This window comes from Mycobacterium sp. 360MFTsu5.1, assembly GCF_000383495.1.
Lineage (GTDB): Bacteria > Actinomycetota > Actinomycetes > Mycobacteriales > Mycobacteriaceae > Mycobacterium > Mycobacterium mucogenicum_B.
Window position 1 is genome coordinate 435,429 of the sequence record NZ_KB911463.1, and the last position, 13,514, is coordinate 448,942.

General features: G+C 65.7%; 13 protein-coding genes and 2 pseudogenes. 9 read left to right on the plus strand and 6 right to left on the minus strand.

Going from position 1 to position 13,514, the window contains the following annotated elements; genetic code table 11:
* Positions 1-17: 17 nt before the first annotated feature.
* Positions 18-1,226: a benzoate/H(+) symporter BenE family transporter gene (locus H289_RS29835; protein WP_020099791.1), complete on the plus strand. Its 1,209-nt coding sequence runs from the start codon at positions 18-20 to the stop codon at positions 1,224-1,226.
* Positions 1,227-1,313: 87 nt separating this feature from the next.
* On the opposite strand, the gene H289_RS29840 is transcribed toward H289_RS29835, so the two are convergent.
* Together H289_RS29840 and H289_RS0105675 are read right to left on the minus strand one after the other, a co-directional pair.
* A complete protein-coding gene (locus H289_RS29840) occupies positions 1,314-2,291 on the minus strand; it encodes a VldE C-terminal domain-containing protein (RefSeq protein ID WP_020099792.1) in 978 nt (325 codons plus the stop codon).
* 331 nt (positions 2,292-2,622) lie between these two features.
* Positions 2,623-3,849 carry an MCE family protein gene (locus H289_RS0105675; protein WP_029104827.1) on the minus strand — a complete coding sequence of 409 codons (1,227 nt, stop codon included), beginning with the start codon at positions 3,847-3,849 and terminating at the stop codon, positions 2,623-2,625.
* A 465-nt stretch (positions 3,850-4,314) separates the two neighbouring features.
* Here H289_RS0105675 and H289_RS32255 point away from each other — a divergent pair.
* The 8 genes and pseudogenes from H289_RS32255 to H289_RS29845 form a co-directional block, all read left to right on the plus strand.
* Positions 4,315-4,539: pseudogene (locus H289_RS32255) on the plus strand (ATP/GTP-binding protein); the annotation flags it as partial.
* Positions 4,540-4,810: 271 nt separating this feature from the next.
* Positions 4,811-6,565, plus strand: coding sequence for an N-acyl-D-amino-acid deacylase family protein (locus H289_RS0105685; protein ID WP_020099795.1), 1,755 nt, complete (start codon positions 4,811-4,813; stop codon positions 6,563-6,565).
* The gene (locus tag H289_RS0105690) at positions 6,562-7,194 is read left to right on the plus strand and encodes a TetR/AcrR family transcriptional regulator (protein ID WP_020099796.1); all 633 of its coding nucleotides are present in this window, start codon (positions 6,562-6,564) and stop codon (positions 7,192-7,194) included. The genes H289_RS0105685 and H289_RS0105690 overlap by 4 nt, the downstream gene beginning before the upstream one ends.
* Positions 7,195-7,288: 94 nt before the next feature.
* Positions 7,289-8,236, plus strand: a complete 948-nt coding sequence (locus tag H289_RS0105695; protein ID WP_231387959.1) for an alpha/beta fold hydrolase — start codon at positions 7,289-7,291, stop codon at positions 8,234-8,236.
* Positions 8,237-8,330: 94 nt separating this feature from the next.
* Positions 8,331-9,086 carry an enoyl-CoA hydratase-related protein gene (locus H289_RS0105700; RefSeq protein ID WP_020099798.1) on the plus strand — a complete coding sequence of 252 codons (756 nt, stop codon included), beginning with the start codon at positions 8,331-8,333 and terminating at the stop codon, positions 9,084-9,086.
* Complete coding sequence (locus H289_RS0105705; protein ID WP_029104828.1) at positions 9,083-9,541, plus strand: pyridoxamine 5'-phosphate oxidase family protein; 459 nt, start codon at positions 9,083-9,085, stop codon at positions 9,539-9,541. Before H289_RS0105700 ends, H289_RS0105705 begins: the two co-directional genes overlap by 4 nt.
* Positions 9,542-9,570: 29 nt before the next feature.
* Positions 9,571-10,836 carry a serine hydrolase gene (locus H289_RS0105710; protein WP_020099800.1) on the plus strand — a complete coding sequence of 422 codons (1,266 nt, stop codon included), beginning with the start codon at positions 9,571-9,573 and terminating at the stop codon, positions 10,834-10,836.
* A gap of 99 nt (positions 10,837-10,935) precedes the next feature.
* Complete coding sequence (locus H289_RS29845; protein WP_020099801.1) at positions 10,936-11,166, plus strand: TspO/MBR family protein; 231 nt, start codon at positions 10,936-10,938, stop codon at positions 11,164-11,166.
* 93 nt (positions 11,167-11,259) lie between these two features.
* Here H289_RS29845 and H289_RS0105720 read toward each other — a convergent pair whose 3' ends face one another.
* The 4 genes and pseudogenes from H289_RS0105720 to H289_RS0105730 form a co-directional block, all read right to left on the minus strand.
* Positions 11,260-11,997, minus strand: coding sequence for a GAF and ANTAR domain-containing protein (locus tag H289_RS0105720; RefSeq protein ID WP_020099802.1), 738 nt, complete (start codon positions 11,995-11,997; stop codon positions 11,260-11,262).
* A gap of 255 nt (positions 11,998-12,252) precedes the next feature.
* Positions 12,253-12,410: pseudogene (locus H289_RS32850) on the minus strand (IS630 family transposase); the annotation flags it as partial.
* The gene (locus tag H289_RS29850; protein WP_225433739.1) at positions 12,404-12,754 is read right to left on the minus strand and encodes a DDE-type integrase/transposase/recombinase; all 351 of its coding nucleotides are present in this window, start codon (positions 12,752-12,754) and stop codon (positions 12,404-12,406) included. The pseudogene H289_RS32850 and the gene H289_RS29850, both read right to left, overlap by 7 nt.
* Positions 12,755-12,826: 72 nt before the next feature.
* The gene (locus tag H289_RS0105730; protein ID WP_020099804.1) at positions 12,827-13,513 is read right to left on the minus strand and encodes an SDR family oxidoreductase; all 687 of its coding nucleotides are present in this window, start codon (positions 13,511-13,513) and stop codon (positions 12,827-12,829) included.
* Position 13,514 lies beyond the last annotated feature (1 nt).

Genomic DNA, 13,514 nt, shown 5'->3' on the forward strand with positions numbered 1-13,514 from the left:
TCAGAACGGAGGGGCGGATGGAACAGGACGTCTCGAAGGCAGTGCCGATCAGTGCCGGCGTGGTGTGCGCGCTGGTCGGCTTCACGTCGTCGTTCGCCGTGGTTCTCGCGGGATTGCGGGCAGCGGGCGCAAATCCGCAACAGGCGGCCTCGGGCCTGGTGGCGGTGAGTTTGGCGATGGGCGCGGCATCGATGCTGTTGTCGTGGCGGTTCCGGATGCCGATCACCAGTGCGTGGTCGACGCCCGGCGCGGCGCTGTTGGTCACGATCGGTGCGGTGGCCGGCGGGTGGCCCGCGGCCGTCGGTGCGTTCGCGCTCACGGCGGTGCTGCTGCTGGCGACGGGGCTCTGGCCGGCGCTCGCGCGCCTGGTCACCCGCATCCCCAATCCCGTCGCTCAAGCGATGCTCGCGGGGGTCCTCCTGCCGCTCTGCGTTGCTCCGGTTACCGCCTTGGCCCACGATCCGGGCGCGATCGCGCCGGTGCTGGTGGTGTGGCTGATCATGGTCGCGGTCCGACCCCGCTGGGCCGTACCGGCCGCGTTCGGCGCCGCCCTGGTCGTGATCGCGGTGACGCTGGTCCGACACCACGCCCTGCCCGCAGCCACTGCATGGATCCCCCACCTGCAGGTCACGGCTCCCAGCTTCACGTTGCAAGCTCTCACCGGCATCGCCGTGCCGCTGTACATCGTGACCATGGCAGCGCAGAACATCCCCGGCGTCGCCGTCATGTCGGGTTTCGGTTACCACGTTCCCTGGCGTCCGGCGCTGACGGTGACCGGGATCGGTTCCTTGCTGGCGACTCCGTTCGGCGGACACGCCGTCAACCTGGCCGCGATCAGCGCCGCGTTGGCGGCCGCACCGGACGCCGATCCGAACCCCCGGCGCCGCTGGATCGCCGGGTTCACGACGGGGGCGGTGTACTGCGGGCTCGGGCTGGTCTCCACCGGACTGACAGCGGCTGTTCTCGCCGCCCCGGCCGGTGTCGTGCAGGCCGTTGCCGGTGTGGCGCTGCTCAGTGCTTTTGCCGGCGCCTGCGCGGGAGCGATGGCCGACGAATCGGCGCGACTCCCCGCAGCGGTGACGGTGATCGTTGCGGCCTCGGGGACGACGGTGGCCGGTGTCGGTGCGGCGTTCTGGGCGCTGGTGATCGGCGTGATCGCACACCGACTGCTCAGGCCGGCGCCCGAACCCGCCCCTGCCCCGGAACCATCGACACCGGGACGGTAGGTCCTGCAGCTGCTGAGAACTACCGCGCCATATTGGAGACCCGCGGCTTCACCACCGCGCGGTTCGACGCGGTCGATAGTCGGATCGTCAGGAGACGGTCACGTGGACGTGGTCGAAGTGGGCAGCCACCCGCCACATTGTGTAGGAGATGCCGAAGCGTCCCGCCTGACTTTCGAGATCGGCTTTTATCTCGTCCCCGAGACCCATGTCCGAGCCGATCATGATGTCCACCGCATGCCCGCTCGGGTGGTCGGGAAGCCGATCCGCGCGCACGCCACCAATCGACTTCACGCCGGGGTAGGTGGCCATGATGTAATCCACGATCGCCCTCGCATTGGGGACCAAACCGCTCATCCCGACCGTGGGGATCGGCGCGATCGGGCCCAACGCTGCCGTGACGGCTGCCGTCGGGAGGACCACTCCCGCCTGCTGGGCCGGGGGCAACGCAGCATAGCTCGCGCTGACAGCGGCCATCTGCTTGCGCAGCCGAGCCCGCATGTTCTGCAAGTCCGCGCGGACCGCAGCTGCCGCGTCGACGGCCGCCTTCGCCTCAGCCGCGGACTTTGCCGAGGCCTCCTCGCTGGCCTGCGCCTCTTGGTAGGCCTGACGGAAGCCCCGCATCTGCGCGGAGATCTCGGTAGCCACGACCCGCTGGACAGCCAGGGTGTCGATCAGGTTCGCGGGCGACGACGCGGTCAGAATGGCGCTGACGCCGTCGGTTCGCCCGCCCATGTAGGCCGCAGCGGCATACTGGTCAACGTCCTGCTGGTAGGTGTTCAGCTGGGCTTTGGTCGCCTCGAGGCCGGCGAGATCGTCGGAGTGCTTCTTGTCTGCCCGGCTCAGCGACTGCAGCTTCGCGTCGAGATCCGGCTGCGCATTGCGGATGGTGTCGGACAGCTGCTCGACCTGGCGGGACAGCTCGTTGAGCTGTGCCAAGCCGTCCTGGGGCGGGTCGGCGTATGCCACGCCACCCCACACCACGCTCAAGGCCACCAGTCCTGCGACGGCACCGACCACCGGCTTATGGACGGCGTCCTTCGCCAGAAGCGGTGAGTGAACCTTCAAGTCTGCGCATCCTTCGACGCTGTCGACGTCTGCTCCGTCGAATCGACTGTCCGTGTGCCTTAGTTGTCGAGGAGGCTACAAAAGTGACGCCTACGCTGTCCAACCACGGGCCCGACGACTGCCGGTGTGGCCCGTCAAGATGCAGGGTCTCAAATTCCCTGACATCTGCCGATGGTCCTGACCCGCGGTGATGCACCTTCCGAACACCGGTCGCACGCCTTCCTCGACTGCGAAGGAGTATGTACCCGTAGTTCTTCTGGGGCGGGAACACTCTGGACCGCGCCTGCGTCCTGATCAGGCTGTGCCACCTCGCCATCGGGCGGCGCCTGGGTCATGGGTTGATGGTGCTCGGCCCGTCTTGACGTCCCCAGATGTATTCGGACGCGAACGGCGAGCCCAAGCCGAAGTGGTTGTACGGCGCGATCGACGCGCCGGTGTCCATCACCATGTACGGCATCGGCCAGATGTCCTTGGTGACCGTCCAGCAACCCGGGCGACCCATCGGACCGCCGGAGGCGTTGATCCGAGGCAGGTTGTCTGGGTAGACATAGGCGTTGGCGGTGCCGACCAGTTCCATGTGCATGGCCAGCGAGTAACCGTTACCGCCGAGGCCCTTGGCCGCGGCCGGCGCACCGGAGGCGAAGCCGCGGAACAGACAGTCCAACTCGGGGCTGTACTTGTCCAGCAACCGGGTCGTCGGCAGCAAGTCCTCGGCGCCCCGGGTCAGGTACGGACCACCTCGCTCCAAGATGTCGCCACCGGTGTTGCCGAACCCGACCGCGGCGACCAACGCCTGGTCCAGGTTGCCGCGCTGATCATTGAAGGTGCGGGCCGTCGTGACCTCGTTCGCCAGGCCGTCCCACAGATCCGGGGACGCGTTGGCGTATACCTGCGATAGGTCGGCCAAGGCCTTGATGTCATGCCGCAAAGCGGGCATCCGCGCGTTGATGTCCCCCAAGATGTCGTTGCCGTTGACCAAGGACTGTCCGAACTTGTCCCCCAGCCCGTCGAGCGCCTGAGCCGCGGCGGTCAGAATTTGGTTGAGCTTGACCGGGTCCACCTGCCCGGAGATCGCGGTGATGGTCTCGAACAGCGTATTGAACTCAGTGGTGACGCCACTGGCGTTGATCACGTCACCACTTTTGAGGCGCTGTGGCGACGGGTTAGCCGGCGAGGTGAACGAGATGTACTTGTTGCCGAACGCGGTGGTGGCCAACAGCTTGACGTCCACGTTGCTGGGCAACAGGTCCAAGTACTGCGGATCAACGCTGAGAACAAGTTTGGCTTGAGCCCGGCCATCATTCCCAGACTGGGCCTCAGCAGCCTGCAACCGGCCGATCGGCACCCCGTTGAAGGTGACCTTGGAACCAGGATCCATCGACAACCCGGACCGGTTGTACACCACGAACAGCTGGGCCTTGGTGTCGAAATAGCCTCGGAATTGGGACCACGTCAGCGCCAGCACCAACACAAAGAACAGCACCAGCCCAACCGCTGCCGCCTGGTACGGCGGGCTACGGTCGGGGTTCAGCGGGGCATGGACCTGCCCCTCGGCGATTGGCGGCGGCGGCAATCCATCGAGGTCGCTCCCCGAGTCGGGACCCGCCACTGCACCAACCCCTTTGCTGGTCCGCTACGCCAAACGCCCTGTCATTAAACGCTGCATCGAGGGCTTGTCGAAACCTGTTCGCCTGCATGGTGTTCGGGCTCACATGAGGCCGACCGACGTGTCAGCCGTCACGCAGACCAAGGCCGGCGGGAGCCGCGAGGAACTGCACGAGAGCTGCCTGAGCTTCCAACGATCGCCGCCGCCATGCTGAATCACTTTCCCGCACGACTATTTCCGTATCGGGACTCGGTTCAATCTCCGTCGAGACTTCGTTGGCGGGTGCACGCCACCCGTGGCAGTGGTCTGCCACGATTTGCCGAACGGTGTCCGATGGATGGCGGCGGTTTCCGAAATGACCAGTCGGGCAATACCTTTCCCCACCCAAAGTATCGGCTGCCGTGCCTTCGACCCCCGCGGCTGCATCGACACGAACCGGGAACCCTTGTCGCCCAGTCCCGTTACCCACACCGGCGGACCGGCGGCATGATCGGCAGCCTGGCCCACCTGATCCGGGCGGCAGCTACACAAGCGATGCTCGGCGGCACCGAACACATCACTCGCGACATCACTCGCGACGGGATGGACGCGGTGCTGATCGACTACGCCGCCCGCACTACCGCGGCCCGCACCGCCAGCTGACGTGGCCACGACCCTGCAATGGCCTCGAGGGCCGCACCAACGACTCCCGCGAACCATCGCACCGTTCGCCTCTGAAGCCGCAACCTCCTACATCGACAGACTTGCCCGCGCCAGCCACGTCAGCGTCTACACGTTGCGCGGCCGTGTAGCCGAGTCATCCAAGTGACCTCCGTTCAATGGCACAGCCAGCGGTCCTTCTTGACGGCGCAAGCGCCCTTGGATAACGTTCATTATCGAATAATCACTGTTATCGAACTTGAAAGGCACCGCTGTGGATGGTTTCGATCTGGTGATCCGGGGCGGATTCTTCTTCGACGGAACTGGTGCTCAACCCGCGATTCGCGACGTAGGAGTACGCGCGGGGCGGGTGGCGGCGATCAGCGCGGAACCTTTGGCGACGGAGGGAGCGGTGGTCGTCGACGCTGCCGACCAATGGGTGATGCCGGGCCTGATCGATGTCCACACGCACTATGACGCTGAGGTATTGGTTGCCCCCGGGCTCTCGGAATCGGTACGACATGGCGTCACGACCGTGGTCTTCGGGAACTGCTCCCTTTCCACCGTGTATGCGTCGCCCGACGACTGTGCGGACCTGTTCTCCCGCGTAGAAGCCCTGCCGTGGGACGCTGTCCATACGGCGGTCAAGGAACACCAGACCTGGAAAGATCCACACGGCTACGTCGAAGCAATCGAGTCTCGCCCGCTGGGGCCCAACGTCGCGGCGTTCATCGGCCACTCCGACATCCGCGCGGCGGTCATGGGTCTGGATCGGGCCACCGATCCAGACGAACGCCCAACTCCCGCGGAACTGAGCCGGATGTGCGCAATGGTGACCGATGCGCTTGACGCCGGGTTCGTGGGAATGTCGACCGTGAGAAGTTCGTTCACGAAGCTCGACGGCGTGCGCTACCCAGCGCGCCAACTGCCGTCTACCTACGCCTCCTGGCGAGAGTACCGCGCACTGAATCGCGTGCTCCGCGACCGCGGGCGCGTGCACCAGTGCACGCCTAACGCTGCCCGCATGGCCGAGATCAGCAACTTCTTTGCTCAGAGCGCCGGTCGAGGCCGAGCGCCCTTGAAAACCACGATGCTCGCCGCGGCAGATCTCAAGGCCAACCCGAGGCTGATCTGGTTGATGACCAGGGCGACGGCGTTGCTGAACCGGGTGATCGCGTCGGACTTGCGCTGGCAGCATCTGCCGGTGCCGTTCGAGGTGTACGCCGATGGCATCGATCTGGTCGTTTTCGAGGAGTTCGGCTCTGGTGCCGCGGCTCTCAACGTGCGCGATGTGGTCAAGCGCGGCGAACTCGTGGACTCCGAGGCCTACCGCCGCCAGTTCCGCAAGGACATCGAGCACAAGTTCGGCCCCAAGCTGTGGCACCGTGACCTGTTCGACGCCGACATCGTCAGCTGTCCTGATGCCGAGTTGATCGGCAAGTCGTTCGGTCGCGTCGCCCAGGAGCGGGGCATCCATCCCGCTGACGCCTTCCTTGACCTGGTGGTCGCCCATGGCACTGATTTGCGCTGGCGCACGACGATCGCCAATCACCGGCCCGGTGTGCTCGACAAAATTGCGGACAACCCTCAGATTCAAATGGGTTTCGCCGACTCCGGCGCCCACCTGCGCAACATGGCGTTCTACAACACCGGTCTTCGGCTGCTCAGGCGGGTCAAGGAGTCTGCCGAGGCGGACCACGAATTCCTCAGCCTCGAACGTGCCGTGCACCGGCTCACCGGCGAACTCGGCGACTGGTACGGCCTGGACGCCGGCACTCTCCTGCTTGGCGACCGCGCCGACATCGTCGTCATCAATCCTGCCGGGCTTTCGGAAGCCTCGGCGGACTACGCAGAAGCCATCCTCGCCGAGCTCGGAGGCATTTCGCGAATGGTAAACCGCAACGACAACGCGGTGGCCGCGACCATCGTGGGCGGCCACGTCGTCTACCGCGACGGCCGCTTCACCGACGGGTTCGGCACGACGCGAAGCTACGGGTCTTTCCTTCGCGCAGGAAAGGCACCGGCGTGATTTCGGGCCCAGCCGCCGTCACCCGGCGGACACCCCGCGCCGAGGTCCGAGACCGGCTCCTACGCGCGGCCTCCACGGTGTTCGCCGAACGCGGCTTCGCCGGAGCCACCATGCAACAGGTCGCGGCCACCGCCGGATTCACCACCGGCGCGCTGTATTCCAACTTCGCGAGCAAGGACGACCTGTTCTTCGAGCTGTTCGACCGGGAGGTGACAGGCCGCATCGCCGCGGTACGAGCAATCCTCGGCCAGGCCAACCTGACAGTCGTCAACGAGGCAACAGCACACGCAGCCGGCCAGCAGCTCACCGCCGCGATGCAGCACAACCGCGAATGGCAGCTGCTGTTCACCGAGTTCTGGCTTCGTGCCATCCGCGACGCGCAGCTACGCGAGCGATGGGTCGAGAAACGCCGGGACTACCACCGACAACTAACCGAGTTGGCCGACGAAGCTCTCGCCGGCTGGGGCGCAGACGCAGCCATCTCCTCGCGCACCCTCATGTTCACCATGCTGGCGTTGAACAACGGCCTTGCCATCGAAGAGCTCGCCGATCCGGGCAGCGTTCCAGCCGACACGATCGGGACCGTCCTTGTCCGCCTGCTCGGCATCCAATCCAAGACCACCGGGTGACGACCCGCCACCACGAAGGGCGGATACCGGACAGCGAGAGAGACAGGCCGTAGCCATGCCGCCGCGACATGAACACCCGCCCGAGGAGAAGCGCGTGACCACCAAGAACACATCGTCAACCGGGCGGTGGCGCATCGGCAGCCCGATTCGCAACCTGGCCGGCCGCACCAGCTACGAACCCGCGACAGGCGGCGCGGGCACGGTCATGACGGTCGGTGGCGTCGACCTGCACGTCCGAGCGGACGGCCCCGACGACGGACCCGCACTCCTGATGCTGCACGGCTTCGGTGCCTCCACGGCATGGTTCGACCAGATCGTTGCTCGCCTAACGGAATTCCGGATCATCCGGATCGACCTACTCGGGCACGGTGGTTCCGCACGACCCACATCCGGCTACGACCCCGACAGCCAAGGTCGGCTCTATGCGCGTCTACTGAGCGACTTGAACCTGAGCGACGTCACGGTTGTTGGGCACTCAATGGGCAGCCTCTTCGGCGTGGCCACCGCCGAGCACAGCACCCGCATCACCCACCTCGTGCTGATGGGGGAAGGGCCCGACACGAGCACCGGAACACTGCCACCCGGCGAGTGGGCGATACACACCCCTTGGATCGGCCCGATCCTGCAGCAACATGGTCCCGCATTCGTCACCAACCGTGTAGTCCGGCGAGCATTCTCGCCGGGCTTCGACATGGCCACCGCCTTTCGCAACCCAAGCCAGGGGCTCGACGACGCCCGCAGCCTGAACCACCCCGCCTTCACCCAATCCATGAAGCTGCGGAAGGTGTGGACCAAACAGCTTGGTCTGGACGTACGGCTAGAGAATCTCGCGTTGCCGGCGCTCGTCATCTTCGGCCGGGAAGACCGCTTCTACAACGTGGACGCCGCACTGGCGCGCTACCGGGCAGTGCGAACGATCACGACCACGGTCCTCGAACACGTGGGGCACTCGCCGATGATCGAGGCGCCCGATCGCGTCGTTGATCTCATCCGCGAGTTCCTGTCAACCGCCGACTTGAGAAAGAACGATAGGCAGCCATGACTGTCGACCTTCGGGGTACCCGCGTCCCCCTCACCTGCGCGACCGGTGGCCTCGACCGTGGGACTTCAACCGCCATGTACGAAAGGGAGAGACAATGCCACACCTGGTCGACCTTGACCGCGACGGACAGACACTGATCATCACCATGCGCCGCGAAGCCCGGCGCAACGCCATCGACGCGGACATGACCGCCGGCCTGGACGCCGCTTTCAACCTGCTGGACGACGATCCGGAACTTCGGGTCGGGGTTCTGGCTGGCACCGGTGCGGTGTTCAGCGCCGGGACCGACCTCAAGGCCGGTTCCGGCACTCCGACGGAGCGAGGGGGAGAGTACGGGCTGATCCGCCGCCGTCGCAGCAAGCCGGTGATCGCCACGGTCGATGCACCGGCGTACGGCGGCGGGTTCGAACTGGTCCTGGCCTGTGACCTCGTGGTGGCCTCGAGTCGGGCCAGCTTCAGCCTGCCCGAGGTCCAGCGCGGCGTCATCGCCACCTGCGGAGCGCTGTTCCGCACAGCCCGGGCGCTACCCCGCAACGTCGCCACCGAGCTGCTAATCACCGGCGACCCCCTGACCGCCGAGCGGGCCCATGCTCTCGGCCTGGTCAACGTCCTCACCGAACCGGGGGATGCACTCGAGGCGGCGATCGCTTTGGCGGGCCGGATCTGTTGCAATGCCCCGGTTTCGGTAAGCGAAACCCTGCGTGCCGTCGAACAGCTGCATGCGCCGGATGACGAGCTCGGGTGGCGGGCCACCGAGCGGGCCTTCGCCGCCGTGCTGGAGTCCGAGGACATCCACGAGGGTCTCCTCGCGTTCGCGGAGAAACGTGCACCCGAGTGGAGCGGTCGATGAGTACTCAACGGCGTGGCCGACGCATCGCCATGGAAGACCACGAGCGTGACGCTTTCCTAGCCGACCAGCGCGTCTGTCGGGTGGCGACCAACGGTCCGTCCGGTCCGCACGCAACTCCGCTGTGGTTCGTCTGGGACAACGAGTGCCTGTGGCTGTACTCCCTGACACGTAGCCAGCGGTGGGCCGACATCACCAGACAGCCACGCATCGCGGTCGTGGTCGACACCGGTCACGACTACCTGGAACTGCGCGGCGTCGAGCTCGTCGGCGATGCCGAAGTCGTTGGCGAGGTCCCACGGACCGGTCAGCCCCAGCCGGCCCTGAAGACACCCGAGAACCTATTTGCTGCCAAGTACGTCGGCCTGGACACCCTGCCGTATGACGGGCAGCACGCCTGGCTCCGGATCCGGCCAGAGACCATCCGCAGCTGGGACTTCCGAAAGCTCGGCGGCTGAAGATGGCACGATCGATCACAGTGGCCGGGATGGTCGCCCGCCCGTCCCTCAATCCCTTCCGCCGCATCCACGTGCCGAAGGACTTGGACGCCATCACCACCATCGGCGAAGAGAGCGCCTCCGACGGTGGACTCGACACTGACCAAGTCGCCACCATCTGGGCCGCGGCCCAAGACCTCTACCGCGCCGGAGTACATCCCGCGATCCAGCTGTGCATCCGCCGCAACGGCGTGGTCGTCCTCGACCGCACCATCGGGCACGGCTGGGGCAACGGGCCCCTCGACAACCGAGATTCGAAGAAGGTCCTCGCGACGCCGAACACACCGTTCTGCATCTACTCCGCGTCCAAGGGCATCACCGCGACCGTCATCCATTTGCTTTGCGAGCGCGGAATACTCGACCTCAACGCCCCCGTCGCGGAGTACCTTCCCGGCTTCGGCCGCCACGGCAAGCACCGCATCACAATTGCGCACGTTCTCGCCCACCGAGCCGGCGTGCCCCACGTCCCGGCTGGGCTACTCGACCCCGAGGTCCTGGACGACCGCGACCATCGGCTGACACGGCTCAGCGCCATGAGACCGGTCTCGCCCTCCGGCAGGGTCACCGCATACCACGCACTCACCTTCGGCTTCCTGCTGGCCGAAGTCGTCCATGCCGCGACCGGCAGGACCATCCGCGAGGTGCTGGCCGAAGCGATCCTCGATCCGCTCGGCTTCCGGTGGACCAACTACGGAGTGACCAACGGCGACCTCCCGCTGGTCGCACCCTGTTATCCCACCGGCCTCCCGCTCCTGCCCTCACTCGATGTGCTCTCCAAGTGGATCTACGGCGCCGCCCTGGACGAACTTGTCGAGATGCTCAACTCGCCCATTTATCTCACCACCGTGCTGGCCGGCACCAATACGGTCGGCACGGCCAACGAGCTCTCACGCTTCTACGAGATCCTCCGCGCAGGAGGCGAATTGGACGGAGTCCGGGTGTTGCAGCCCCACACCATCCGCCATGCTCTGATTCCACAGTCGCGTCTCCAGCCGGACCCCATGATGTGCGGCTGGCCCGTCCGCTACGGCTACGGCTACATGCTCGGCGCAAAGCGGTTGAGCCTGTTCGGTCATGACACCGAACGCGCCTTCGGGACGATCGGGCTGACCAACAACCTCGGCTGGGCCGACCCTGAACGCGGCATCAGCGCCGGACTCATCACCTCGGGCAAACCCCTCGTGTATCCAGAGGTGGGCCGATTCCCGACGCTCCTGTCCACGATTGCTTCACAGATCCCCAAAATTCGAAACTGATCGGTTCGGTGATCGTCGACTACATCGGCGCTCACCGCAGCCGGTTCTGGGTCGACCCGATCTGCACCGTGCTCGCCGAGCACGGCCTGCCGATTCGTCGTGTACGCGGGGCAGCTGGTTTTGAATCTGCTGTGGTCAGCGTTGTTCTTCGGCCTTGGCCGGCGCGGGGTAGCGCTCGTTGACATCGTGCTGCTCGACGTGGCCATCGTTGTCTCAATTGCGTTGTTCTGGAAGGTAAACCGCGCAGCGGCCGCGATGCTCGTCCCGTATCTCGGGTGGACGCCGTTCGCGACAGTGCTGAACTTCTCGGTGTGGTCGCTCAACGCCTGAGCAGTTGTGCCTGCCGTCCTCTAACACCGACTGCGGGTTGGTTGGCGATTCGGTGACCAGGGTTGTGGAACCAATGAGCGGTCTGGCCGGCCATTACGGTGATGTGCGGTTGGGTCGGAAGTGTTCGCGGTTCGCGACAATTCGGGCGGCCACGTCGGCGAGTTTGATGTTCATGTCTTGCGAGATGCGCCGCAGCCGGTCGAACGCCTCGGTGTCGCCGATGTCGAACAGCACCATCAACATGCCGACCGCTTTGCCGATTTCGCGGTTGGACTGCACCGCGTGGCGCAACCCGGCGACGTCCTCACCCAGCGCGGCTGCACTGGCGGCGACCGATGCAAAGGATGCCAGCACAATCGCTTGCGCCGCAGAGGTGGCGTCGAAGGCTCCGGGCGTATCCGAGAACAGGTTCAGGGCGCCCACTTTGTGGCCGTCGACCAGCATGCGGAACCCCATCGCCCCGCGCACGGGTGTGGCGGCCAGGACGCAGGCCGCCAACGACGGCCATTGGCTGTGGGTCGTCAAATCGGGGTCGATCTGGGCGGTTTCGGTGTCGATCGCATCCAAGCAGGGGCCGTCGCCGATTGCGCGTTCGAGGGCGTCGATGTCGGCGGCGACGTGATCACTGGCGGCGACGGTGACGTAGGTGCCACGGGGATCGCGCATCAGCACGCTGGCGTGGTCGCAGCCGTTGACCATGAGGGTCGCGGCCACGCACACGGCCTGGTAGACCTCGTCGGAATCGGTGCCCTCGTAGATCAAGCGCGCCAAATCGTGAAATGCCGCGAGGGCGTCGCTGGTGAAAAGGGTACTCAGCCGATCGTCAGGCACAAGCAACTTGTACCACCATCATCGGCTCTTCGTGACCGACCGGCAGGCTTTGCCCTGCCAATCGCGCCCACCGCCGCCGCCGGCCGGCCCGCGTGCACTGGCCGTGGGGCGGCGATGCGGGTCCAGCGCTAGTTTTCTCAACGCTGCGGTTGACGCCCACGCATCACCTGGCGGAGGCGCAGACCCAACCCGAACCCCAGCCTCCGAAGGGTGTGATGCCCGCGGCGCTGACACGTAAACCGCGTACGGGGCAGACCAGGCCCGGATGTCGGCGCTGAGTTGACGGACCGAGGTGTGGGTGCCGCGGCGCAGTTTCTTGATGGTCAGTTCGGCGAACCAACGTTCAACCGGGTTGAGGCAGGACGAACTGGTCGCACGAAGCGGGGATGGCTTGTCAGCCAACGCTTTACCGCCTGGGGTTGAGGCACTCCTTGCGTAGGCGGTTGTTGAACGATTCGATGTATCCGTTGTTCCACGGCGTGCCCGGCGGGATATAGACCATGCCGGTCTTGCTGTCGCAGAACTGTTGCAGCGCTTGAGAAATGAACTCCGGACCGTTATCCATCCGCAGCACTTTCGGTGGTCCACCGGCGGCGGCGAAGGCCTTGGCCAGTCCGTCGACGACCCGCTCGCCGGTGATGGACCGCTCGACGACATTGAGCACCGACAGACGGGTGTGCTCGTCGAGCATCGAGGCGATCTTGATGGCCTTACCGTGGATGGTGGAGTCGAACCGAAAGTCGATCGCCCACACCATATTCGGCGCGTCAGCGACCACCGGCGGCACCGAAGAGATCGGCCGCCCGGCGCGGACCGCAGCAACCGATGCTCAGTGGCCGCCGATCGGCTTGCCCAGCTGCGCCCACGCCTGACGGGTGAAGTCATCGGCAAGGACCTCGTCGGCTCCGGATTCGATACCGTCGAGCACCTGACGCACCACGTCCTGTGGTGTGGATTTGGGGGCATCGGCGAAGGACGCCATATCGGTGTCGACCAGGCCGACGTAGACGCCCATGACCTGCACTCCGCGTGGTCCGAGTTCTAGGCGCATGGAGTTGGTGGCACTCCACATGGCGGCTTTCGATACCCCGTAGCTGGCGCCGATAGGCAGCCAGGCGAGAACCGAGGCGACGTTGACGATCGCTCCGCAGCGCTCGGCAATCCGGTCGGCGAATGCTGATGCCATGGCCAGGGGGCCGAACAGGTTCGTTTCCAGCTCCGCGCGTAAGCCGGTGGTGTCGGGTGCTAAAACCGAGGCACCGCGCAAGATACCGGCGTTGTTGATGAGCACGCTGACGTCGCTGGCTGTTTCGGCCGCGGCGGCCACCGACGCGGCATCGGTGACGTCGAGTTGTAGGGCAATGAGCCTCGGATCGACAAGGTCGATCGCGGCGGTATCACGTGCTGCGGCATAGACTTTGGCGGCTCCGCGGTCTAACAGCTGGACGACGTATTCGCGTCCCATGCCGCGGTTGGCTCCGGTGACGAGGACTGTTTGCCCAGTGAGAACGGTCATG

What these genes read in the sequence shown, in the direction of transcription:
- H289_RS0105700 (WP_020099798.1), top strand. Translation starts at nt 8,331, where the DNA reads ATGCCACACCTGGTCGACCTTGACCGCGACGGACAGACACTGATCATC.
- H289_RS0105710 (WP_020099800.1), top strand. Translation starts at nt 9,571, where the DNA reads ATGGTCGCCCGCCCGTCCCTCAATCCCTTCCGCCGCATCCACGTGCCG.
- H289_RS29835 (WP_020099791.1), top strand. Translation starts at nt 18, where the DNA reads ATGGAACAGGACGTCTCGAAGGCAGTGCCGATCAGTGCCGGCGTGGTG.
- H289_RS0105730 (WP_020099804.1), bottom strand. Translation starts at nt 13,513, where the DNA reads ATGACCGTTCTCACTGGGCAAACAGTCCTCGTCACCGGAGCCAACCGC.
- H289_RS29850 (WP_225433739.1), bottom strand. Translation starts at nt 12,754, where the DNA reads ATGGTGTGGGCGATCGACTTTCGGTTCGACTCCACCATCCACGGTAAG.
- H289_RS0105705 (WP_029104828.1), top strand. Translation starts at nt 9,083, where the DNA reads ATGAGTACTCAACGGCGTGGCCGACGCATCGCCATGGAAGACCACGAG.